The organism is Massilia atriviolacea (genome assembly GCF_003953935.1).
Classification (GTDB): Bacteria; Pseudomonadota; Gammaproteobacteria; order Burkholderiales; family Burkholderiaceae_D; genus Telluria_A; species Telluria_A atriviolacea.
This window is the reverse complement of the sequence record NZ_RXLQ01000024.1, coordinates 1-22,643: the sequence shown is the minus strand read 5'-3', so window position 1 is coordinate 22,643 and position 22,643 is coordinate 1. Positions and strand designations below refer to the sequence as shown.

The window sequence follows — 22,643 nt, the reverse complement described above, 5'->3', positions numbered from 1 at the left end:
ATACGCCCGCGACGGGCGAAAGGAGATCGCATGTCTACCATCATCGTTTTTTGCCACCTGCGCTGGGATTTTGTGTACCAGCGGCCGCAGCAGTTGCTATCGCGGCTGGCACACCATTTCCGCATCCTCTTTGTGGAGGAGCCCGTTCACGATGATGGCGACAGCTTCATGGAGCAATCGACTCCCGTTCCCAACGTGACCGTGTGCCGGCCGCACACGCCGGTGCATGCGCCGGGCTTTCACGACGACCAGATCCGCCTGCTGCAACCGCTGCTGGCCGGCCTGGTGCCGCCCGGCGAGCGGCCGATCGCCTGGTTCTACACGCCGATGGCGCTGCCGCTGCTGCAGGAACTGCACGCGGGCCTGGTCGTGTACGATTGCATGGATGAACTGGCGGCCTTCAAGAATCCGCCGCGCCAGCTCCTGCAGCGCGAAACGGCCCTGCTGAACCTGGCCGACCTGGTGTTCGCGGGCGGCCCCAGCCTGTACCAGCTCAAGCGCGAGCGCCATCCCGACCTCCACTGCTTTCCCAGCAGCGTCGACGTGCATCATTTCGCGCGCGCCCGGCAACGCGCCAGCGGCCACCCGCTCCAGGACGCCATCGGCACGCCGCGCCTGGGCTTTTACGGCGTGATCGACGAGCGCTTCGACGCGCCCCTGATCGGCACCCTGGCCGATGCGCATCCCGACTGGCAGCTGGTGCTGGTGGGACCGGTCATGAAAATCGATCCGGCCAGCCTGCCGCAGCGCCCGAATATCCACTACCTCGGGCAACAGCCTTACGAGGCGCTGCCAGGCCTGCTGGCCGGATGGGATGTGTGCCTGCTGCCGTTCGCCCTGAACGAGGCGACGCGCTTCATCAGCCCGACCAAGGTGCTCGAATACATGGCCGCCGAGCTGCCCATCGTCAGCACCGGCATCGCCGACGTCGCCCGGCCCTACGGCCACGCGGTGGCGATCGCGCGCGATGCGGCCGGCTTCGTGGCGGCCTGCGAGGCGGCGCTGGCGATGTCGCCCGAACGGCGCGCCGCCATGTGCGCCACCATGCGCGACATCGTGGCCGGCACCTCGTGGGACGTCACGGTGGACGCGATGCGGCGCCTGCTGGCCGGGACGGCGCCGGGACGCGGCAAGGGCCGCTTCAGCGGCGCGGGCAATGCGCTCGCCGGCGCCGCCAGCGGCGCCGCGGGCGCGGGCGCCACGGTCAATCCGCTGCGTTCGCAGAGCGGCGCGCAGAACGTACAGACCGTCATCATCGGCGCCGGTCCCACCGGGCTGTCGGCCGCCTACCACCTGGGCGAGGGCGCGCTGCTGCTCGACAAGAACAGCAGCGTCGGCGGCTGGTGCCGCTCGATCCACGACCAGGGCTTCACCTTCGACCATGCCGGCCACATCATGTTCTCGAACGATCCCTACGTGCTGTCGCTGTACGAGATGCTGCTCGGGCCCAACCTGCACTGGCAGAACCGCGAAGCCTGGGTCTACAGCAAGCAGGTGTACACGCGCTACCCTTTCCAGGGCGCCCTGTACGGCTTGCCGCCCAAGGTGATCGCCGAATGCATCATCGGCGCGGTGGAAGCGCGCTTCGGCAGCATCGACGGGGCGGCGCCCGGCCCTGCGGCGGCGCCGTGCGCGGTCAAGCCGCTCGAGGACTGCTGCGCCGATGGCACGCTCGAGGTCGCGCACGGCAAGGCCGGGATCGCGCCGCGCAAGCGCGAGAGCCAGAATTTCGAAGAATTCATCTACAAGGTATGGGGGCGCGGCATCGCCGAGCACTTCGCCATCCCGTACAACAAGAAGCTGTGGACGGTACCGCTGAGCGAGATGGAAACGTCCTGGCTCGGGGGCAGGGTGCCGCTGCCCGACCTGCACGAAATCATCGAAGGCGCGCTGGAACCGGTCGCCAGGCCGATGGGGCCGAACGCCCGTTTCGGCTATCCGCTCTCGGGCGGCTTCCAGGCGCTGATGTCCGGCTTCCTGCCGCATATCAAGGGCAAGATCGAGATGAACGCCGAAGCGGCGCAGCTGCTGCCGCGCGAACACGTGCTGGTCATGGCGGACGGCAGCCGCTACCGTTACGATCACCTGGTCAGCACCATGCCCTTGCCCGAGCTGATCAAGCTGATCGGTAGCGAGGCGCCGGCCGAGGTGCAGGCGGCGGCCGAGGGCTTGCGCCACTTGTCGGTACGCTGCGTCAACCTTGGCGTCGCGCGCGAAAACATCACCGACAAGCATTGGGTCTACTATCCGGAAGACACGATTTTCCACCGCATCTTCGTGCAGGGAAATGCCAGTCCGCACTGCAATCCGCCCGGTGGATTCGGACTGACCTGCGAGATATCGTATTCCCCCTGGAAGCCGCTGCCGCTCGACGGCCAGGCGCTGATCGAGCGCTGCATCGAGGACTGCATCAAGGTCACCATGCTGCGGCCCGACGACCGCATCATCACCGCCCAGCTGGTCGACATGCCGTATGCCTACGTCGTGTACGACCACGCGCGCGCGGCCAACGTGGCGCTGGTGAAAGCGTGGCTGGCGCGCTACGACATCCTACTGGCCGGGCGCTACAGCGAATGGGAATACTACAATTCCGACCATGCCTTCATCGCCGGCAAAAAAGCGGCGGAAGCGGTGCTGCGCCAGCGTGCGCAGGCTGCCAGGAATGTCGGGGCGGAGTGAGGCCGGGGCTGGGTGAAAAATGGCTGTCAGCCTGCGCGCCGGGCTGGCATGGCTGATTGACTGAGATGCAGGGCAAGGCGATTTCAAGGCCGTGCCGAATCGGAGTCGGAGTCGGAGTCGGAGTCGGAGTCGGAATCGGAATCGGAGTCGGAATCGGAGTCGGAATCGGAATCGGAATCGGCGCCGGCGCACGCGGGCATCGGCGATGCGATCCGTGTCTTGGGCGCCAGCCGAACTGGCGCCCGGCGATCGTGCCTGCCCGGGCGCGTGTGGATCAGGGGGCCAGCGCCAGTGTGCCAGCCCGGGGCGCTAACGCTGGATGGCGCCGCCCGACATGCGCACGCGGTCGCCCGTCACAAAGGATGGCGCGGTTTCCTGCGTGACGACCTGGGTGGCGCCATCGTCCATCTTGAGCGTGATGCGGTAGACGCGGTCGCCGCTCATGGTGCTGCCGCTGGTCCCCGTGCTGCCTGCAGTGCCGGTGCTGCCGACGGCGCCGCCGCTGCCCGCCGTTCCGCTACCCTGGCGCGGCACCACTTCGATCTTGCTCACCGTGCTGTTGGGCGCGCTCCCCGTTGCGCCTGCGCCACCTGCCATGGCGCCGCCCGGCTGTGTGGCGCCGGCCGCTGAGGCGCTACCCGCACCGGCCAGGGAGCCGTCCATGGCGCTGCTGCCGGCGCTCCCGGTGCCGTCCATGCCGCTGCCGGTGGCCGTGGAGCTGCCTGTGTCCGTGCCGCCGGTCCCGCTCGCCGTGCCGCTGCCCGTGCCGGTTCCCGCCATGCTCCCGCTTCCCCCGCTGGTACTCGCGCCGCCTGCGGTCGATGAGGTGCCCGCCGATGTGCCGCCACTGCTGCCGCTCGTGCCGCTGCCGCTCGTGCCGCTGCCATTCATGCCGGTGGAGCTGCAGGCTGCCAGGGCCAGCAAGCCCGCCAGGAGCACGCTGTGTTCGATACGCTTCATGATCAACTCCTTTGCTTGGGTGTTTTCCGTGTGTGCGTGACAATCCCGCGTGCCACTCTGGTAAGAGCGCGCGTGGCGGGCCACGTTCCCAGGCATTCATGTGCCCTTTGATACACGTCAAACAATGCCCGGATCGCCTTGAATTTTCGTGGAGGGAAGTGAAGGCGCAAGAGGGGGCAATCAGCCGTGATTTAGCGCACCGGCCCGCTGCTTTCAAGGGGCAAGACGATGCTGTCGCGCCTTGCCAGTCCGCGCCAGCACGATCGATGTGTCCACGCGGCATCGGGCGAGCTTGCCGCCAGCGGGCCCGGCGCGGCAGTCCTAGCGTGCGCGCCGCGCTTGCGGCAGGAAGGCCCAGAGCAGGCCGGCGGTGACGAGTGCGGCGTTGCAGTCGATCATCCAGTCGCCGATCGCGCCTGTGCGGTACGGTAAACAACTCTGCACCAATTCATCCAGCGCACCCATCGCCATCACGGTCAGCACCGATTTGACCGCGCGTTCGCGCGCAGTGCCCAGGCTGCCGGTGAACAAGAGGAAGGTAATGATGCCGTAGGCCAGCGAATGCAGCACGATGCCGGACGCCACAGTGCCGATCTCGGCGCGCGCGCCGGGCAGGGAACCCATCACGAGAATGGCGGCATAGATCGCGAGCGCGGTGCCGTAGCGCAATTTGCGCAGGCGTTCATCGAGGACCAGCAGGGAAAACAGGGAAGACATGACAGGCGGCGTGAGGGAAAACCGCCACCTTACCATGCCGGCAGCCGCGCATGCACGGCCGGCATGTTGCTTGGGGATGAGGAGCTCAGATGGTCAGTGCGGGCGCGCCGTTGGGGTAGCGCGCGTCGAAACAGCTGTGGCATTCGGCGCAGAAAAGATGGGCGACGCGGACGGCGCGCTGGCGCAGGATCAGTTTGAGGCGGCTATGGATGCAGTTCGGGCAGGTTTCCCGTACCGTGCCGAAGGTGATCAGTTCGATCGGGGCATTCTCGTTGTCGAGATGGTCGACAACCGTGCCGGGATTGAGTTCGGTGAGGACGAGCGTGTCGTCCGGGGTCTGGCGCTGGCGGCGGCTGGCGTGTGCCTGTTGATAAAGTGGGTCGGATAGTGCATCAAGGACATATTCACTCATTCTTATCGCTCCGCTTGGCTGGCCAATGGTTAAGAAAAAAGCTCGAGGAACTTCATGATAGTTGAATGGCTGGCAGCTTCAAGCCCTCGCATCATCTTTTTGCCAACCCTAGTCAAAGAAACAGGGAAAAGTGTTGCGCCAAAAAAAAGCCCGCTTGTGGGAGCGGGCTAAACCCAAGATCGGGCCAAGAGATCGTCAATTCGGAGTGGTGTGCCGCCCTCCGGGTCGGCACACCTGGCTGCCAGTCACGCATATCGGTTACGTGTACAGCAGATGAAGCAAGTATAGGCAGGCAATGTGACGCAGCTATGACACAGCGCAACAATTTGCTGTAACGGCGAAAAACAAGGGGCGGCTGCATCGGGCGACTGCCGCCAAGCGTGACAGATTTTCCGTCCAGGCAAAAAAAAAGCCCGCTGGTGAAAGCGGGCTTAAACTATTTTTTTGGAGGAAGATAGTGGAGACAGGTGTAATTATGCGGCTCGGGCACTTATATTTCTAATTGCCATTTTGGATACCAGACATGCACTCGCCTTATATCTGTCTTGCGCGGCTTACGCCGTGACGCTCAGGTCCACTTCGATGTTGCCGCGGGTTGCGTTCGAATACGGGCAGACTTCATGCGCCTTGTTGACTGCCGCCTGGGCCGTTGCCAGGTCCATGCCGGGGGTTTTCACGACCAGCTTGACGGTCAGGCCGAAGCCGCCCTTGTCGTTCGGACCCACGCCGACCGAAGCGTCGATGCTGGTGTCGGCCGGAACCGGGGTCTTGAGGGCGCCGCTGACCAGTTTCAATGCCGACAGGAAGCAGGCCGCGTAGCCTGCCGCAAACAGCTGCTCGGGATTGGTGCCGTCGCCGCCCGCGCCGCCCAGCGATTTCGGGGTCGACAGTTTGACGTCGAGGACGCTGTCATCGGATACGGCGCGGCCATCACGACCACCGGTTGCTGTTGCGTGTGCTGTGTAGAGAACTTGCATGATCACTCCTTGCTTGGGTTGGGGCGGCATCGCTGTGCCGATGGAAGAACTATAGCGAACAATTCAATTGTGCGCAATCGTTTTATGCAAAATCTTTTTAGCGAGGCGGGGAAGGACCCCGCCGTCCGCTCAGTCGTGGTCTTCCATCGCCTTGAACAGGTCGTCGCGCACGCCCGACAGTTCGTTGCGCATGCGTCCCAGCGCCGCCAGCTCCTGCCCGCTGGCGCACAGCACCTGTTCCGGAATCGCCTCGGCCTGCACGCGCAGCGCCTTGCCCTGCGCGGTCAGGACGATGCGCACCTGGCGCTCGTCATGCGGATCGCGGTTGCGCGAGAGCAGGCCGTTCGCTTCCAGGCGCTTGAGCAGCGGCGTGAGCGTGCCCGAATCGAGAAACAGGCGCGCCCCGATATCCTTGACCAGGATCGCGTCCTGCTCCCACAGCACCAGCATCACCAGGTATTGCGGATAGGTCAGGCCGAGCCGGTCGAGCATCGGCTTGTAGGTCTTGGTCATCGCGTGCGAGGCCGAATACAGCGCGAAGCAAAACTGGTTTTCCAGCGCCAGCATGTTGATTCCTGCCGGCAGCGTCTGTTTGGTTTGGCTCATTCCTTCACCGGGACCGTGTAGTTGAGGGCAAGGCGGCCACCGTCGACATACATGGTCTGGCCGGTCATATACGAGGCGTCGTCGCTGGCCAGGAACACCACCACGGAGGCGATCTCGTCCGGCTCGCCGCAGCGCCCCAGCGGGGTGCGCGAGAGGATCGTGTTGCGCGCTTCCGGGCTGCCCAGCACGGCTTTCTTGGCCAGCTCGGTCAGGATCGTGCCGGGGCCGATGCCGTTGACGCGGATGCCATGGGCGGCCAGGTTCAGCGCCATCACCTTGGTCAGCTGGTTGATGCCGCCCTTGGAGACCACGTACGGCACCTGGTTGGCGATCGCCACTTCTGAATTGACGCTCGACATATTGATGATGCAGCCTTGCTGCTGGCTCACCATGTGGCGCGCCGCGGCCTGGCCGCACAGGAACATGGATTTGAGGTTGATGCGCATCACGCGGTCGAAATCGTCTTCGCTGAGGTCGAGGAAATCGGCGGCGTGCGTCACGCCCGCGTTGTTGACCAGCACATCGATGCGGCCGAAGGCGGCCACGGTGGCGGCGATCATGGCGTCGACATCGGCCTTCTGGCTGACGTCGGCAGCGAAGAAGCGCGCGTTCTCGCCGAGCGCCGCGGCCGCGGCGGCGCCGTCGGCCCTGATATCGACCAGCATCACGCGCGCGCCTTCCTTCACCAGGCGCTGGGCGCAGGCCAGGCCGATGCCTTGCGTGGCGCCGGTGACGATCGCTACTTTTTGCTCAAGTCTCATGTAGTGCTTTCAATGTGGTACGGAATAGCGAATTTTAACCACACAGCGCGCCCGGCGTCGGGTTTTTTGCGCAGCGTCACAACACGATGGGGCGGTCCGGCAACTCATTGGCGCGCGCGCCGTTGGCGGGGAAGTGCTGGGCAAGCAAGGTGTTGACTTGATCCAATGCAGCGAGGGTGGCTGCGTGGAATTCGCCGCGCGCAAAACCCTCGGTCATCGTGGCGCACACGCGTTTCCAGACGATATTGTCGATCTTGCGCCCGACGTTGCGGTCGGTCACGATTTCGACTTTGTGCTCGGCCAGGTTCACGTACACCAGCACGCCGCAATTGTCTTCCGTATCCCAGATGCCATATTCCGCAAACAGGGCAATCGCGCGTTCGCGCATGCCCATGCCGGCCCACAGGGCGTCGAAGGGCATGCCGTTCTCGACGATGAGGCGCAGCTCGCTGCGGTGCTGTTGCTCGCCGGCCGTGATGGCCTTGCCGATCGCGTCCAGGGTCTGCGGCGGAAACGCGCGCCGGCCTTGCGCCGCCGTGCTGCGCCAGTGGCGCCAGATGCGCGCCCAGCGCGAACCGCTGTGTGTGGCGGACTGACTCATTACCAATCTCCCGAGGCGCCGCCGCCGTCAAAACTGCCGCCGCCGCCGGAAAACCCGCCGCCGGAAAAACCGCCACCGCCACCGCCGCCTCCACGGCCGAGGCTGCCAAGCGCACTGCCGATGATGAAACCGGTCGCGCCGCTGCTCCAGCCGCCGCTGCCCAGGCGCGCACGGCGCGGCCGGAACAGCGAGGCCAGCACGAAGGCGCCGAGCAGGAGCAAGGGCACCAGCATGCCGCCGCCCGATTCCTGCGCCTGGCGTTGCTGCTGCGGCGGCGGGGCGGGGAACTGTTCCGCGTTGAGCAAGGTGGCGATCGCCCCCACGCCGGCCACCAGGCCGTCGTAGAACTGTTTCTGCTGGAAATGCGGTGCGATCACATCCTGCAGGATGCGCTTCGATTGCGCATCGGTCAGCACGCCCTGCACGCCGCGCCCGGCTTCGATGCGCAAGCGGCGCAGGGCCGGCGGGTTGTCGGGCGCCACCACCAGCAGCACGCCATCGTCGACGCCCTTGCGGCCCAGCTTCCAGGCGTCGCTCACGCGGATGCTGTACTGCTCGATCTGCTCGGGCGCCGTGCTCTTGACCAGCAACACCGCGATCTGGCTGCCGGTCTTGCTTTCGTACTCGGTCAGCACCGCTTCGAGCTTGGCGCGCTGTTCTTCGCTCAGCATGCCGGCCTGGTCGGTGACATGGCTGCTCAGGGCCGGGACCGGCGCCAGCTGGGCATGCGCGCCCGCACCCAGGCCCATGCCGAAGGCCAGCGCCAGCAGCCACAGGTAACGCAGAAGCTTCATCTGCTTACTTGCCGAAGTTGACGGCCGGGGCGGTCGAAATCGCTTTTTCGTTCTCGACAGTGAACGAGGGCTTGGTTTCATAGCCGAACATCATCGCCGTCAGGTTGGTCGGGAACTTGCGCACCTGAACGTTGTAATCCTGCACCGTGACGATGTAACGCTGGCGCGCCACCGTGATGCGGTTCTCGGTGCCTTCCAGCTGCGACTGCAGGTCGCGGAAGCTGGCGTCGGCTTTCAGGTCCGGATATTTTTCGGCAACGACCATCAGGCGCGACAGGGCGCCCGACAGCTCGCCCTGGGCTTGCTGGAATTTCTTGAATGCGTCGGGATTGCTCAGCACCTCGGGCGTGACCTGGATGCTGGTGGCGGCGGCGCGCGCGCGCGTGACCGATTCCAGCGTGTCTTTCTCGTGGCTGGCGTAGCCCTTGACGGTGTTGACCAGGTTCGGAATCAGGTCGGCGCGGCGCTGGTACTGGTTGACGACTTCGCCCCAGGCGGCCTTGGTGGCCTCATCCTTGGTCTGGAACTCGTTGTAGCCGCAGCCGGACAGGAGCGACCCTGTCAGCGCCAGGGTCAGCAGCACCCGTGCGCAGCGTGCGAATGCAGTGTTTGTCATGGTATTTCCGTCCGTAGCAAGTTGTCGAATGGTCAAAAATATACCCTAAATGCCAACAAGATGGCTTTTCAACCGTGCGTGGCGCTGGGCGGGCCGGGGGACGGGAAGGTTACAATGACGGGTTTGTAATCGACTACGAGGCTGTCCTGTGAACTTTATCAACAAGCTGTCCGCCGCCTGGACCACCAACAACTCCCTGCTGTGCGTGGGCCTGGACCCCGACCTGGCCCGTTTTCCGGCGCAACTGGCGACCGAGCCTGACGCGATCTTCCTGTTTTGCAAGGAAATCATCGACGCCACGGCGGACCTGGCCTGTTCCTTCAAGCCGCAGATCGCTTACTTCGCCGCGCTCGGCGCCGAGGGGCAGCTCGAACGCATCTGCGCCTATGCGCGCCAGCACTATCCGCACATTCCCCTGATTCTCGACGCCAAGCGCGGCGACATCGGCGCCACCGCGCGCCAGTACGCGCGCGAAGCCTTCGACCGCTATGGCGCCGATGCGGTGACGGTCAATCCCTACATGGGTTTCGATTCGGTCGAGCCGTACATGGAATGGACCGACCGCGGCGCCATCGTGCTGTGCCGTACGTCGAATCCGGGCGGCTCCGATCTGCAGTTCCTGATGGCCGACGGCAAGCCGCTTTACCAGCATGTGGCGCGCCTGGTGGCCGAAAAGTGGAACAGCAACGGCCAGTGCGCGCTGGTGGTGGGGGCGACCTTTCCGGAAGAGCTGGCGCAGGTGCGGGCAATCGTGGGCGAGATGCCGCTGCTGGTGCCCGGTGTCGGCGCCCAGGGCGGGGATGTGGAAGCGACCGTCACGTCGGGCCGCACGGCGAGCGGCGCCGGCATGATGATCAATTCCTCGCGCGCGATCCTGTATGCGGCGCCGCAGGGCGGCGAAGACTTCGCCGCGGCGGCGCGCCGGGTCGCGCTGGAAACGCGCGACGCGATCAATCTGTATCGCTGATGTCCGCTGATGCCCGCCGATGCCCGCTGATGCCTGAGCCGCCGTTCCCGCATCCGCGCGAACGGCGCGGCGATCAGTAGCGGCTCGGCGCAATCGCCTCGGCATAGTCGTACAAGGTGCCCAGGATCTGTTCGGCGCGTTCGTCGGCATCTTCCGACAAGGCATCGATCTGCGCGAACAACTGCTCGATGGTCCTGGCCCCGCCTTGCCCGTCGAACAGCCTGGCGGCGCGGTGTTCTTCCCACTGCTGCGCTTCCGCTTCGTTCAGCGACTCCGGGAAGTTGCGCGCGCGGTAGCGGAACACCAGTTCCACCAGGCGCTGATCCTCGAACGAGGGCCGGGCTTTGGCCAGCTTTTCCGGCGTGTCGGCGCGCAGGGATTCGAGCTTGCGGCGGTCGCCATTGCCGATGAAGCCGCCATACAGATCCTCGTCCACATCCACCAGTTCCTGCGCCGCCGGCCGCTGGTACACCTGGGCCCACACGGCCCCCATGTCCGGCCCCGCCGCCGCAGCAGCGGCGAACGCGCGTGCCTGCGCGACATCGATGCCCCATTTGCCGGCCATGGCGGGGCTCAGGGTCTTCAGGTTCCCCACCAGCATGGGCGACTTGTTCAGGTGAATGCTCTTGATCGGCAAGCGCGTCACGCCTTCCGGCAGATCGGCCGAGCGGGCGAACATGCGCAGCCGGATGGTGTCGGCATCGAGCCCGAACAGTTGCGCGGGGTCATGGCTGCAATCCCACACCAGCACTTCATTCTTGTTGGTCGGATGGGTCGCCAGCGGCCACACCACGCCGATGCAGCCGCGCTCGGTCGGGAACATGCCCGAGACGTGCAGGAAGGGCTGGCGCTGCGCCGCCGCCAGGTGCATGCCCATTTCCGAGGCGACCTTGTCCTTCTTGTGCAGGGCCAGGCAAAAGTCGAACAGCTTGGGCTGCCTGTCGCGGACCAGGCGCGCCAGCGCGATGGTGGCGCGCACGTCCGACAGCGCATCGTGCGCGGCCTCGTGCAGCAGGCCGTTGGCCTTGGCCAGGTCTTCCAGCCTGAAACTCGGCTTGCCGTCCTCGCGCATCGGCCACTCGATGCCTTCCGGCCGCAGCGCGTAGGTCATGCGCACCACGTCGAGCAAGTCCCAGCGCCCGCAATTGTGCTGCCACTCGCGCGCGTAGGGATCGATCAGGTTGCGCCAGAACAGGAAACGGGTGATCTCATCGTCGAAGCGGATCGTGTTGTAGCCCACGCCGATGGTGCCGGCCTGGCTGAAGGCCGCTTCGATGGTGGCCGCGAACTGGTGTTCCGGCACGCCCATCTCCAGGCATTGCTGCGGCGTGATGCCGGTGATCAGGCAGGATTGCGGGTCGGGCAGGAAATCCGGCGCCGGCTGGCAGTACAGCATGATCGGCTCGCCGATTTCGTTCAGGTCGGCATCGGTGCGGATCGCGGCGAACTGCGCCGGACGGTCGCGGCGCGGCTGGGCGCCGAAGGTTTCGTAGTCGTGCCAGAGAAAAGTGTGGGTGGTCATGGAACGTCGATCAATAGGTTGCAGCCCGGCGGGCGCAGGCACGCCGGGACGGACCCATATGGTACACAGATTGTCGCGGCCCGGGGGGCGGTTTCAGCGCGAGACGCGGTTGCGCCCGCCATCCTTGGCGCGGTACAAGGCGGCGTCGGCCGCCGCGATCAGGGCGCTGTCGTCCATGCCCGGCGCCAGCAGGGCGACCCCGAACGACGCCGTGATGTGCGGCAGGGGAATGCGCATGTCGCGGAAAATCGGCGCTTCGCGCATGCGCGCGCACAGGCGGTCGGCCACCATCAGCGCCAGCGGTTCCGGGGTTTCCGGCAGGATCACCATCAATTCCTCGCCGCCGTAGCGCAGCGCAAAATCGGATGGCCGCAGCGCCGTCGAAATGACGTCGGCCGCCGCGCGCAGGGCGTCGTCGCCGGCCAGGTGGCCGTGGGTGTCGTTGAAGCGCTTGAAGTGGTCGAGGTCGAGCATCACCAGCGCCAGCGGCGTGCCGGCGCGCTGCGCGGTGGCGATCAGCTTGGGCAGCATGTCGTTCATCCAGGCGCGGTTGTACAGCCCTGTCAGGCCATCGTTCATCGACAGCTGGCGGTAGAATTCGCCGAGCTTCTGGCGCCGCCGCAACAGCGCATTGGCGGCCCGGATGCGGAAGGAGAGCAGGCGCAGCAGGTTGCGCGCGAGGCCGTTCGACTGGTCGATCAGCTTCCACACCAGTTCGCCTTCGATGACGAGCAGCTCCGATTCTTCCAGCGCGCTGATCGAGGCCAGGTTGGCCGCCTCGTCCAGCACCGATTGCTCGCCCACGCTTTCGCCTGGCAAGATCTTGCTGACGGTGCCGTCGGCCATGCCGTTGCGGGTGTCGGCCTCGACCGCCAGCGCGCCGCGCAGCACGATGTACAGGCGCGCGCGGTTGCTGTCTTCGACCGTGGCGCCGGTGTCGAGCCGCACCACGGCGCACTCGGCCAGCGCCTGCGCGATCTGCTCGTCGTCGATGTCGCGGAACAAATGCAGGTCGCGGATGGTGTAAGCGGATGCTGCGAAAGTGCCGATCTGTTCCAAAATAATCTCTCCGGTCAGGTGTGCGCCGCCATTACCATTGGCGTTCGCATCATATCAGTGTTCCAATAGCGTCATTCGAATCCGATCCTTCATTCCATGCCTTTTACCGACGCCCTCGGCACCCAGTTTCAGCCGGACCCGGCGGCACGCATCGTGTCGCTGGTGCCCTCGATTACCGAATTGCTGTGCGACCTGGGCCTGGCCGGGCAACTGGTCGGGCGCACCGGCTTTTGCATCCATCCGGCCGGCCAGGTTGCATCGATCGCCAAGATCGGCGGCACCAAGGATGTCAACCTGGAAAAGATCCGCAAGCTCGCGCCGACCCATCTGGTCGTCAATATCGACGAGAACGAAAAGCCGACCGTGGACGCGCTGGCGCAATACGTGCCGCACATCGTGGTCACCCATCCGGTGGCGCCGCGCGACAACCTGGCGCTGGCGCGCCTGATGGGCGGAATTTTTTGTGCGGAGGAACAGGCTGAAACCTGGTGCGCCGCCTTCGAAGCGCAGTACGCGGCCTTGCAGGCCATGCCCAAGGGACGGCCGGCGACGGTCCTGTACTGCATCTGGCAAGATCCGTGGATGAGCATTTCGGCCGATACCTACATCGCCCGCATGATGGCCGAAATCGGCTGGCGCGTGCCGCAACTGGACGACCCGGCGCGCTACCCGCGCTTTGCGTGGTCCGACGAACTGCTGGCGCGCATCGACGGCGTGCTGCTGTCCACCGAGCCCTACCGTTTCACGCAAGTGCACGCCGATGCGCTGGAAAAGCGGATCGGCAAGCCGGTCTGTCTGGTCGATGGGGAAATGATGTCGTGGTACGGCAGCCGTTCGCTGGCCGGTTTGCGCTACCTGGGCGCGCTGGCGCAGTCGGCGCCGATGGGGTGAGCTGGGCAGCGGATGTGCCATGCCAGTGGTGCCTTGCGCCGCCTCGGGCCAGCCTGCCGCGGGGCAGGCGCTGGCCTGTCGGCTGGCGAAAGCCGGGCGATTACTCGTTGACTTCGTCCGGCTCGGTCACCAGTTTCGGCGTGGCGTGCAGCTGCTTGTCGTGCAGGCGGCCCAGGGCGCTGTCGATCGCGCGCTTGAGTTTGTCGGCCGCGCCGCTGATGGCCTGGTGCAGGGTGACCGCGTGGTCGCTGACGGCGATCGGCTGGTAGCCGGTCACGCGCGCTTCGAGCAGGCAGCGATTGCCGCCGTCGGCCGATTTCTGGCTGTTTTCGTCGCTGAGGTGGACTTCAACACGGGTGATGTGTTCGCTAAAACGCGACACGGCGGCCGAGACCACGGATTGCACATGATCGTCCAGACCTTGATGACGTTCGATCGTTTTATCGGTATTGATGTTGATTTGCATAAGCTCACTCCCGGCTGTTCATAAAGGTACTCGCTCAACCCTTGTCATGCTGTGTATTCGGCTTGCGGGCATTGCTGCGCCACGCCAGGGTTGGCAATTCGTTAAGCACACGGCTTATCTTACACCTTTCGTTGATATTGCTCAGGGCAAACGAAACCGCCTCATGCGGGCTGCCACAGCAGGGCGTCGGCGTGCTGGTCGGCGCGCTCGATGCGAAAGCCCAGGCCCAGGTACAGGCGGCGCGCCTGCGGGTTGCTGCGATGCACCGACAAGGTCAGCGGCAGGCGATGCGCAGCCGCCCACTGCTGCAGCGCGCGCAGCACGGCGCTGCCGATGCCGCGCCCGCGCGCTGGCGGCAGCAGGGCGATATCGACCAGGCGCACGGCCAGCGGCCCGTGCTCGACCACGATGCGCGCCACCGGCGCGCCGCCGTCCTGCAGGATCAGGTAGAGCGCAGCGGGAAAGCGCTCGCGGTAATCGGCCACCTGCAGGCGCTGCTGCATCGCGACGATCGCGGCCGCCAGGGCCGGATCGGCGCGCCCGCTGCCGAGCAGGTCCGGGCGGGTGGACGCGTACAGGCGCGCCAGGAAGGGCGCGTCGTCCGGCAGGGGCGCGCGCGCCCCGAAGGCGCGCAGATGGTCGGCCAGGCTCATGCGGCGGACTTGCCCTCGCGCGCGGCATCTTCTTCTTTTTCGTGATGGGGAAAGCGGTCCATGCGCGACAGGACCGGGAACTTGAAGATCCAGATCGCCGTGACCGCCAGCGTGGCGGCGCCGCCGAACAGGATGGCGCGGGTCAGCCCGAACCAGCCGGCGGTCAGGCCCGATTCGAATTCGCCGAGTTCGTTGGAGGCCCCGATGAAGACGGCATTGACCGCGCTCACGCGGCCGCGGATCTCGTCCGGCGTTTCGAACTGCACCAGCAGATGGCGCACATACACGCTCACCATATCGCCCGCGCCGAGCAGGAACAGGGCCGCCAGCGCGACCGGAAAACTGGCGCTCCAGCCCAGCACCAGCGTGGCCAGGCCGAACACCGCCACGCCGCCGAACATCCACGCGCCCACGCGGCGGCGGATCGGATAAAACGCCAGCAGCACCGAGCACAGCGCGGCGCCGACGCCGGGCGCGGTGCGCAGCAGGCCGAGGCCGGCCGAATCGACCTGCAGCACATCGTGCGCGTAGGCCGGCAACAGCGCCGTGGCGCCGCCGAACAGCACCGCGAACAGATCGAGCGAAATGGCTCCCAGCATGATCGGACGCGACCACACGAAGCGCAAGCCTTCCAGCACCGTGTGCCAGGTGGCCGGCTCCTTGTTGACCGCCTGCGGCGCGCTGGTGGTCAGCGTCATCAGGATCACCGACAGCACCAGCAGCGCGGCGGCCGCCAGATACACGGTCGATGGCCCGGCAATGTACAGCAGGCCGCCGAGCACCGGGCCGACGATCACGGCCACGTGAAAGGCCGACGAGCTGAGCGCGACCGCCTGGCTGAAACTCTCGTTCGGCACCATATTGCGCAAGACCGCCTGGGTGGCCGGCATCATGAAGGCGCGCGCGCTGCCGAACAGCACCAGGATCGCGAACACCGGCCAGACCACCGCCATCGCGCTCAAGGTGAACGCCAGCAGCAGGGAGCCGCACAACAGCTGCGTAAGCAGGCACACGATGATGATCAGGCGCCGGTTGTAGCGGTCGGCGGTATGGCCTGCCAGCAGGATCAGCACCAGGAAGGGCGCGAACTGGGCCAGGCCGATCAGCCCCAGGTCGAACAGGCTGCCCGTCATCTGGTACACCTGCCAGCCGATCGCCACGCTCTGCATCTGTACCGCCAGGGTGCCCAGGACACGCGCCGCCAGGTAAAACGAGAAATTTCGGTTGCGCAAAACGTTGAAACCGTTGGACGGCGACATCAAAGACATAGGAACTTTCTGGCCCGGCTAAGCAGGTAGGGTAAAATGATTCTTTCTGGAATCACCAACATGCTATTGTGCCCGATGTTTCCGGACCCTGCTGGCTGCGCCCGCTCCTTGCCGTTACCGTTTTATGCAGAAGACCATATTTGATACCCCTGTCGTCAACACCCTGATGAGAGGTTTTTCGCTCCTGACCCTGCGTTTGATGGGCTGGCGTACCGAAGGATTGACGCCGGAGCAGATCGCCGGCTATTCCAAATACGTGCTCATTGCCGCGCCCCATACCAGCAACTGGGATTTTCCGATCACCCTGATGGTGTGTTTCGCCCTGCGCCTGCGGGTCTACTGGATGGCCAAGGCGAGCCTGTTCAAGTGGCCGATCGGCTGGCTCTCGCGCTGGCTGGGCGGGATCGCGATCGACCGCAGCGCCTCCAACAACACCGTGCAGAACACCATCGATGCGTTCGCCAAGCGCGAGCGGCTGGCGGTGATCGTCGCGCCCGAAGGCACGCGCGGCAAGGTGACGCACTGGAAGACCGGGTTTTATCACATTGCGCACGGCGCCAACGTGCCGATCGCGCTGGCCTACCTCGACTTCAAGCGCAAGACCGGCGGCATCGGGCGCATGTTCCACACCACGGGCGACATCACGCACGACATGGTCGAGATCCAGCAGTTCTACAGCGGTGTCACCGGCAAGAACAGCGACCAGTTCGACGCCGCCTCGGTCAAGCGCCGCTAAGCCGGTGTGCAGGAATGATTGATTTGCAGCGAACAGAAGCGGATGCCTTGCAAGGCGCCGCTGATGCAAGCTGGACATGGCAGGAATGGATGCGCACTGACTTAGCTGTCGTTCCCATAAGGGAAGATGTGCTCGATGCGCTGCATCAGCTCGGCCGTGAGCAGCGGCGCGAGCGCGACGGCGCGCAGGTTTTCGCGTAGCTGGGCGGGGTTGCTCGCGCCCAGAATCACCGACGACAGCGCCCGGTTCCGGGTGCACCAGGCAATCGCCAGTTGGGCCGGGGTGGCGCCCAGCGCATGGGCGATCGCCGCCAGTTCGCGCACCCGGCCATTGCGCGCGGCGTCCACCAGCGATGTCCTGAGCCAGTCGTAGCCGGGCAGGGCGGCGCGGCTGCCGCGCGGGATGGCATGCTGGTATTTGCCACTGAGCAGGCCCGCCGCCAGCGGACTCCAGGTGGCGATGCCCACGCCCATCTCGGCCAGCCGGGCCGCGTACGCGCCGTCCAGGCTGGCGCGCTTGAAGAGGTTGTATTCCACCTGCTCCATGCTGGGTTTTCGCAAGCGGTAGCGCTCGGCGCATTCCCACGCCTGGCGGATCTGCTCCACGGACCAGCCGGAGGTTCCCCAATAGTGCGCCTTGCCTGCGGCAACGATGTCCGACATGGCCCACACCGTTTCCTCGACCGGCGTGCCCGGATCGGGGCGGTGGCAGTACAGCAGGTCGACGAAGGGCGTGCGCAGGCGCTCCAGCGATTCGTCGATGGCTTGCAGCAGGTATTTGCGGTTCAGGGTCTGGCACATATTGACGCAGTCGCGCAGGCCGGAAAACAGTTTGGTCGACAGCACGTAGGTGGCGCGGTCCCAGCCGAGTTCGCGCAGGGCGCGCCCGAGCAGTATTTCGGCCTGGCCATGGCCGTAGCAGTCGGCCGTGTCGAACAGGTTCACGCCGGCCTGGCGCGCGACCTCCAGGATGTCCATTGCCGTGGACAGCTCGCCCTGCTCGGAGAAGCTGACCCAGGTCCCGTAGGCTAGCACGCTGACCCGCAGGCCGGCTTGGCCCAGTCGTCGGTATTCCATGTAGCCTCGGCAGCTCAGGGCGCGCGCAGAAAGAAGCCGGCCATGCTGGCGCGCACGTGCAGGCCGGCGTTCTGGTCGACCCGCGCCACCCGGTGCGGACGGTCCGGACCGAGCAGCACCAGGCGGTTCGGCAGCGGCGTGATGCAGGTGGCGATGCCGCCCGGATCGGCATCGGCGTTGCCGTCGCCGGACATCCAGGGGGCGTCGCCTTCATGGGCGGCCGGTGCGATCTCCAGCGCCTGCTGCTGCGAGACCAGCAACTCGCCGCCCCAGTGGGTGCGCCAGCGGGAATGGACGAAGTAGGTGAAGGCGCCGCTGTACTGTTCGCCATCGCGGTGCAGCGACAGGGCGCTGCCGACCGGGTAAATCCAGGGCGCCAGGTACAGCGCGACCCAGTCGCTCCCTTCCCGCCCCACCAGGTCCGGATGGACGCCGGCCCATGCCCGCAGCTGCTCGATCAGCACGTCCACCACGCCGCCGGTGGGGTAGGCCGCGCCGTTGCCGCGGAACAGCCCGCTGGGGTCGAAGTAGACCGATTCGCCGCGCAAGGGATTGCCGTCCCACAGGCGCCAGGACTTGTCCCATTTCTGCGCGTGGACGCTGCGAAACTCGCTGTGCGCCACGTCGCGCCCGAGTGCCTTGAACAGTTCCGGCGGCAGCACCGCATCGGCCACCATCAGGCCGGGTTCGTGCAGCACGACGCGGCTCATGGCGCCGCCAGCCCGGCCAGTGCCGGCGGAAAGGCATCGCGGCGGCCGTCGAACAGGTGCTCGCGGCGGGCGCCGTCGGCCCGCACATAGTTCAGGAAGACCTGGCCGAAGTTGATGCCCTCGCATGGCGCGCGCCAGTGCTCCAGGCGGTCGCCCAGGTACACCACGGCGTCGCCCTCCTGCTGGAAAACGGCCACGTCGGGAGCGAAGCAGATCGGCGAGGGCGCCGCGCCGCTGTGGCCGAGGTGGATGGTGACCGCGATTTCGCAGGCATCGCGGTCGCGGTGGCGCGCCAGGGCTTGTCCTTGCAGATACAGCCTGGCGTAGGCGTAGGTGGGCAGCAGCAGGCAGCCGGCCGCGCGCTCGACGTCGGGCTGCAGTCCCAGCAGCACGGCGTCGAGCGTGCTGTCGCCCCAGTAGCTGTGGGCGGCGGGCACCTGGTCGTCGCGCTTGGACTCGCCGCGCCATTGGCGCAGGAGCAGCATGTCGTACAGGATGCGCGCCAGGCGGCGGTCGATGAAGCGGTCGACGATCACGAAGCCCCGATGGGCAAGCGAGGCGCTCATCGCCCGCCTCCGGGGCCGCGCCAGGCCGGGCCGCGCCAGGCCGCGCTGCGCCAGCCCGGCGCGCCCAGTTCGCTGTTGCACACATAGCCGTCGTCGATGCCCATGGCGCGCACCATGGTGTAGCCGCGCGTGACGAGATAGTCATGGATGGCCGCGCGCGCCGGGGTGTCGTTGTGCTCGACCGTCAGCACGCGGAAGCGGTATTCGTCGAATGGAAAACTCTTGAGCAGCGCCAGTTCCGACCCTTCCGTATCCAGGCTCCAGTAGTCGATCACGGGCGGCGCGCCGGCCTGGCGCAGCACCGCGCGCAGGGTGTGGGTGGGTTTCAGCACCGCGCCCGGCGCTCCCTCGCGCGCCAGCATCTGCTCGGTGTAGGCCAACTGGCCGGGATCGTATTCCTGCACGATGCCGCCGAACACGCCCGCCGATTCGAGGAAGGGAACACTGCCCTCGCGGTCGTACAGGCAGCATTGCAGGCACAGGCAGCGGCGGCGCGCGGCCAGGGCGCGGAACATGGCCTGGTTCGGTTCGATGCAGATGCCGTTCCAGCCGTACCCGGTTTCCAGCAGCAGCGAGTTGCTGCCGTTAAAGCCGTCGGAGGCGCCGGAATCGAGGAAGAAACCGCCGCGCATGCCGCCCAGCACCTCCAGCACGAAGGCATCCTGGCCCTGGTAGGAGTAGCCGGACCGGCGCGTCTGTGCAATCGCATTCATCAAGGCCTCCGTCGGGACAGCGCTGCGGAACGCCAGCTGGCGGCGCTGGCGATGAGGGGTTCGGCGGCCGGCGCCGGCCGGTGGTGCTGGTCGAACTGGCGCTCGCCGTAGAGCATGGTGACGTTGATCCGGTGGCTCAGGTAGTCGGGCTTGAAACGCACCGCTTCGGTCGCATGGAACAGGTCGGAATCGAAGATGATGGCGCGGTTCTGGCGGTAGGGAATGCGGATCACCCTGGCCTGCCGCCGTTCCAGGTATTCGCGGATCAGGTCGATGCGCTCGTTATAGGTGGCAAAGTCCCACGAGGCGGGCGCGTCGACGTCGTAGATCAGCATGCCGCCCGAATCCTGATCCAGGTTGGCCGCCTCGGGCGTGATCCAGAAATTCACGTTGACGGCGGCGAAGTCGGCGTGCAGGGTGCTGTCCGGCGGCAGCGCGCCGGTGTTCTTGAAACCCCATAGCTGGCGCAGCGGATGGCGCGCGCCGATCAGGGCCGGAAAGGCATCGCGGATCTCTTCGGCCAGTTGCAGCAGCAGCGGGCAATTGAAACCGGAGAAGAACAAGGCGCCCAGGCGGCCGTGGGCGTAGCGGTTGCCGAACCAGACGGTCGACTCGGTGCAGAAGCGTTGCAGGCTGTCCAGTGCCTGGGGCGACAGGAAATCGTCGATCACCACCACGCCCGGGCGCTGTTCCAGGTACAGGCGCTCGGCGCGCGCCCGGTCCCAGCCGCGCGAGAGCGCCACCGGCAGCCGTGGCGCGTCGGCCAGGTGCACGATGCGCCCGCAGGTGCGGCCCAGCTGCGCGTCGAGTTCCGGCGTCAGTGGCGTCCTGGCATCGGCCCCGCCCTCGGCAAGGCGCCGGTGCGCGTCGGCGTAGCGCGCGATGAGCTGGTCGAAGCGTGCATCGAGCACGCCCAGCGCGCGCAGATGGCGGAACTGGCCGATGTCGTGTTGCAGCTTGGCCAGCGACACCGTCGTCGGCGGCGGCGCGGCGGCAGGCGGCTGCGCGCCGCCCGGATAGCGGTCGCTGGCGCGCTCCAGGATGGCGAGGATGCGCGCCAGGGTGCCGGCCAGGGTCAGGTCGTGCGCTTCCATCGCCTCGACGATAAGCGTGTTCAGCCATTGCCTGCCGTCCGCGCTGGAATCGCATTCGGCACGGCATAGCTGCGTGCTTTCTTGCACGCGTCCCAGGCGGGCCAGCTGCACGGCATGCTGCCGCCGCGTCAGGTCGGGCCCGGTGTCGCGGCGCGGCGACGCCGCGAACGCCTCAACTGCCACTGCGTCCGCGATGCCGCCGCGCGCATGATCCTCGCGCAGGGTGAGCATCGCCTACCGATGCTCGAAACCGCTGGACTGCAGGGCTCCCTGGACGCGCAGCTGGTTCGCGTAGCGCGCCAGCGCATCGATCGAGATGCGCAGGTGGCCGGGCAACTGGCCGATGCCGCCGAACCTGCCGGGACTCATGTGCGTGCCGCTCTGCTCGGTGCCATAGCCGGGGCTCATCTCGGTGCCCGAGGAGACCAGTCCCGGGCTCATGTGCGTGCCGCTCATTTCGGTGCCGAAACCGGGGCTCATGTCGGTGCCGGCGCGGATCCGGCCGGGGCTCATTTCAGTACCGCCGCCGGGGCTCATTTCGGTGCCGGCGCGGATCCGGCCGGGGCTCATTTCGGTGCCGGCGCGGATCCGGCCGGGGCTCATTTCGGTGCCGCCGCCGGGGCTCATTTCGGTGCCGGCGCGCAGCCTGCCCGGGCTCATTTCAGTACCGCCGCCGGGACTCATTTCGGTACCGGCGCGCAAGGAGGCGGAATAGCCGGGAGCGCCGAAGACCAGGCTGCCGGGGCTCATTTCGGTCCCGCCGCCCGGACTCATCTCGGTCCCGGGGCGCAGGGCGCCCGGACTCATCTCGGTGCCGCCGCCGGGACTCATCTCGGTGCCGGCAGCGGCGCGGCCGCCGATGACGATGACCATCGGCAGCAGGAAGTCGATCGGGCCGGGGCCCTGGCCGCCGCCGGCGGCACCGCCACGGATCAGCGCCAGCACGGTAAGCTCGTCGCCCGATGCGGCGACGGCGCGCGCGAAGTCGATGACGAAGGCGTGGCTGGTCGGCAGTGCGCCGTCGAGGCGGCGCGCGTAGTTGCTCATCCAGTCGTACAGGCGCGCATTCGACATGACCGCAAACACCAGCTGGTTCACCAGATCGGCGGTGTCGTCGGGCAGGTACTGGCCGTACAGATATTCGGCCATGATCTGGGCCGGATCGGTCACGAATTGTTCGCGCAGCAGGAAATCGGTGGAGAGGGCGGTAAACAAGGCATTCGCACGTCGGCTGATTCGCTGCTCGGAAAGGGGAGCCCGGGAAAGCATATGGCTTCCGGTCCTGGACGCGGCATCGTCCTGGAAACTGCCGTTACTCAAAGATTGATTCATATTTTTCATATTCATCTCCTCAGTTATTGGCATGCGAATTCTTTGAACGAGTCAGCCCTGGCGCACGCAATCTGTGGAAGCTTGCGCGCATTTCTCTCCACTGTTGAATTGACGACGTTTACAACGGCCAGACCGGAAGCGCGCCTTCCGGCAGCTCAGCCGGAAAGCGCGCGTTTCCCTGGAAACCGGGTGCGTATTGAGGTGTAGCAGTACATTGTTGTACGCGGAATGTGCGCGCGCAATGTCCATCGTCTGCCTGCTGCGGAAAAGCCACACTGCGGCCTTGCGGTTTTTTTCGCAGGAAACAAGACGCTGCGTTAAGACGCTGTGTTGAGACGCTGTATTGCAGGGCGGCCGGCCTGGCAAGCGCGGGCCTGGGGTGGCGTCGGCCCCTTGCACACCTTTGAGCCAGCGCAAAGGCGGGGCAGGCTTGCTGGCTAAGATGCGCCATGACTGCCACTCACGAC

General features: G+C 66.2%; 24 protein-coding genes. 4 read left to right on the top strand and 20 right to left on the bottom strand.

Features of this window, described 5'->3' with window-relative positions; genetic code table 11:
• Nucleotides 1–30: 30 nt before the first annotated feature.
• Nucleotides 31–2,679, top strand: a complete 2,649-nt coding sequence (locus EJB06_RS28720) for an NAD(P)-binding protein (protein ID WP_126077464.1) — start codon at nucleotides 31–33, stop codon at nucleotides 2,677–2,679.
• Between the two features lie 309 nt (nucleotides 2,680–2,988).
• Here EJB06_RS28720 and EJB06_RS28715 read toward each other — a convergent pair whose 3' ends face one another.
• From EJB06_RS28715 to EJB06_RS28675, 9 genes are all read right to left on the bottom strand, one after another.
• Nucleotides 2,989–3,639, bottom strand: a complete 651-nt coding sequence (locus tag EJB06_RS28715) for a hypothetical protein (RefSeq protein ID WP_126077463.1) — start codon at nucleotides 3,637–3,639, stop codon at nucleotides 2,989–2,991.
• 321 nt (nucleotides 3,640–3,960) lie between these two features.
• Nucleotides 3,961–4,356 (bottom strand): VanZ family protein, encoded by a 396-nt coding sequence (locus EJB06_RS28710; protein WP_126077462.1) that lies wholly within the window; start codon nucleotides 4,354–4,356, stop codon nucleotides 3,961–3,963.
• An 85-nt stretch (nucleotides 4,357–4,441) separates the two neighbouring features.
• Nucleotides 4,442–4,768, bottom strand: a complete 327-nt coding sequence (locus EJB06_RS28705; RefSeq protein WP_126077461.1) for a hypothetical protein — start codon at nucleotides 4,766–4,768, stop codon at nucleotides 4,442–4,444.
• 554 nt (nucleotides 4,769–5,322) lie between these two features.
• Nucleotides 5,323–5,745, bottom strand: a complete 423-nt coding sequence (locus tag EJB06_RS28700; RefSeq protein ID WP_126077460.1) for an organic hydroperoxide resistance protein — start codon at nucleotides 5,743–5,745, stop codon at nucleotides 5,323–5,325.
• Nucleotides 5,746–5,874: 129 nt separating this feature from the next.
• On the bottom strand, nucleotides 5,875–6,351 hold the full coding sequence (locus EJB06_RS28695; protein ID WP_126077459.1) for a MarR family winged helix-turn-helix transcriptional regulator: 477 nt from the start codon (nucleotides 6,349–6,351) through the stop codon (nucleotides 5,875–5,877).
• Nucleotides 6,348–7,112, bottom strand: coding sequence for an SDR family NAD(P)-dependent oxidoreductase (locus EJB06_RS28690; protein WP_126077458.1), 765 nt, complete (start codon nucleotides 7,110–7,112; stop codon nucleotides 6,348–6,350). The genes EJB06_RS28695 and EJB06_RS28690 overlap by 4 nt, the downstream gene beginning before the upstream one ends.
• 76 nt (nucleotides 7,113–7,188) lie before the next feature.
• Nucleotides 7,189–7,713 carry a TPM domain-containing protein gene (locus tag EJB06_RS28685; RefSeq protein ID WP_126077457.1) on the bottom strand — a complete coding sequence of 175 codons (525 nt, stop codon included), beginning with the start codon at nucleotides 7,711–7,713 and terminating at the stop codon, nucleotides 7,189–7,191.
• A complete protein-coding gene (locus tag EJB06_RS28680; protein WP_126077456.1) occupies nucleotides 7,713–8,507 on the bottom strand; it encodes a TPM domain-containing protein in 795 nt (264 codons plus the stop codon). Before EJB06_RS28680 ends, EJB06_RS28685 begins: the two co-directional genes overlap by 1 nt.
• 4 nt (nucleotides 8,508–8,511) lie before the next feature.
• Complete coding sequence (locus EJB06_RS28675) at nucleotides 8,512–9,123, bottom strand: LemA family protein (RefSeq protein ID WP_126077455.1); 612 nt, start codon at nucleotides 9,121–9,123, stop codon at nucleotides 8,512–8,514.
• 148 nt (nucleotides 9,124–9,271) lie between these two features.
• Between EJB06_RS28675 and pyrF the strand changes: the two genes are divergently transcribed.
• Nucleotides 9,272–10,090 (top strand): orotidine-5'-phosphate decarboxylase, encoded by an 819-nt coding sequence (gene pyrF / locus EJB06_RS28670; protein ID WP_126077454.1) that lies wholly within the window; start codon nucleotides 9,272–9,274, stop codon nucleotides 10,088–10,090.
• 73 nt (nucleotides 10,091–10,163) lie between these two features.
• On the opposite strand, the gene sbcB is transcribed toward pyrF, so the two are convergent.
• The gene (sbcB, locus tag EJB06_RS28665) at nucleotides 10,164–11,612 is read right to left on the bottom strand and encodes an exodeoxyribonuclease I (RefSeq protein WP_126077453.1); all 1,449 of its coding nucleotides are present in this window, start codon (nucleotides 11,610–11,612) and stop codon (nucleotides 10,164–10,166) included.
• Nucleotides 11,613–11,705: 93 nt separating this feature from the next.
• Nucleotides 11,706–12,671: a GGDEF domain-containing protein gene (locus tag EJB06_RS28660; protein ID WP_126077452.1), complete on the bottom strand. Its 966-nt coding sequence runs from the start codon at nucleotides 12,669–12,671 to the stop codon at nucleotides 11,706–11,708.
• Between the two features lie 96 nt (nucleotides 12,672–12,767).
• Here EJB06_RS28660 and EJB06_RS28655 point away from each other — a divergent pair, with 96 nt between their 5' ends.
• A complete protein-coding gene (locus EJB06_RS28655; protein WP_126077451.1) occupies nucleotides 12,768–13,562 on the top strand; it encodes a helical backbone metal receptor in 795 nt (264 codons plus the stop codon).
• Nucleotides 13,563–13,662: 100 nt separating this feature from the next.
• Here the strand turns inward: EJB06_RS28655 and EJB06_RS28650 are convergent, their stop codons facing one another.
• The 3 genes from EJB06_RS28650 to EJB06_RS28640 all read right to left on the bottom strand — a co-directional run bounded on the left by EJB06_RS28650 (nucleotide 13,663) and on the right by EJB06_RS28640 (nucleotide 15,949).
• Complete coding sequence (locus EJB06_RS28650) at nucleotides 13,663–14,028, bottom strand: HPF/RaiA family ribosome-associated protein (RefSeq protein WP_126077450.1); 366 nt, start codon at nucleotides 14,026–14,028, stop codon at nucleotides 13,663–13,665.
• A 161-nt stretch (nucleotides 14,029–14,189) separates the two neighbouring features.
• Complete coding sequence (locus EJB06_RS28645; protein WP_126077449.1) at nucleotides 14,190–14,681, bottom strand: GNAT family N-acetyltransferase; 492 nt, start codon at nucleotides 14,679–14,681, stop codon at nucleotides 14,190–14,192.
• Nucleotides 14,678–15,949, bottom strand: a complete 1,272-nt coding sequence (locus tag EJB06_RS28640) for an MFS transporter (protein WP_126077448.1) — start codon at nucleotides 15,947–15,949, stop codon at nucleotides 14,678–14,680. The genes EJB06_RS28645 and EJB06_RS28640 overlap by 4 nt, the downstream gene beginning before the upstream one ends.
• A gap of 124 nt (nucleotides 15,950–16,073) precedes the next feature.
• Between EJB06_RS28640 and EJB06_RS28635 the strand changes: the two genes are divergently transcribed.
• Nucleotides 16,074–16,685, top strand: coding sequence for a lysophospholipid acyltransferase family protein (locus EJB06_RS28635; RefSeq protein ID WP_126077447.1), 612 nt, complete (start codon nucleotides 16,074–16,076; stop codon nucleotides 16,683–16,685).
• A 101-nt stretch (nucleotides 16,686–16,786) separates the two neighbouring features.
• Here the strand turns inward: EJB06_RS28635 and EJB06_RS28630 are convergent, their stop codons facing one another.
• Genes EJB06_RS28630 through EJB06_RS28605 form a run of 6 tightly spaced genes read right to left on the bottom strand, consistent with a single transcriptional unit; the run spans nucleotide 16,787 to nucleotide 22,059 of the window.
• Nucleotides 16,787–17,761 carry an aldo/keto reductase gene (locus EJB06_RS28630; RefSeq protein WP_126077446.1) on the bottom strand — a complete coding sequence of 325 codons (975 nt, stop codon included), beginning with the start codon at nucleotides 17,759–17,761 and terminating at the stop codon, nucleotides 16,787–16,789.
• Between the two features lie 14 nt (nucleotides 17,762–17,775).
• A complete protein-coding gene (locus EJB06_RS28625) occupies nucleotides 17,776–18,471 on the bottom strand; it encodes a 2OG-Fe(II) oxygenase (RefSeq protein WP_126077445.1) in 696 nt (231 codons plus the stop codon).
• Nucleotides 18,468–19,037, bottom strand: coding sequence for a hypothetical protein (locus EJB06_RS28620; RefSeq protein WP_126077444.1), 570 nt, complete (start codon nucleotides 19,035–19,037; stop codon nucleotides 18,468–18,470). The genes EJB06_RS28625 and EJB06_RS28620 overlap by 4 nt, the downstream gene beginning before the upstream one ends.
• Nucleotides 19,034–19,750 carry an FkbM family methyltransferase gene (locus EJB06_RS28615; protein ID WP_126077443.1) on the bottom strand — a complete coding sequence of 239 codons (717 nt, stop codon included), beginning with the start codon at nucleotides 19,748–19,750 and terminating at the stop codon, nucleotides 19,034–19,036. Before EJB06_RS28615 ends, EJB06_RS28620 begins: the two co-directional genes overlap by 4 nt.
• A complete protein-coding gene (locus EJB06_RS28610; protein WP_229427339.1) occupies nucleotides 19,750–21,075 on the bottom strand; it encodes a phytanoyl-CoA dioxygenase family protein in 1,326 nt (441 codons plus the stop codon). Before EJB06_RS28610 ends, EJB06_RS28615 begins: the two co-directional genes overlap by 1 nt.
• A gap of 3 nt (nucleotides 21,076–21,078) precedes the next feature.
• Nucleotides 21,079–22,059, bottom strand: a complete 981-nt coding sequence (locus tag EJB06_RS28605) for a hypothetical protein (RefSeq protein ID WP_126077442.1) — start codon at nucleotides 22,057–22,059, stop codon at nucleotides 21,079–21,081.
• Between the last annotated feature and the right edge of the window lie 584 nt (nucleotides 22,060–22,643).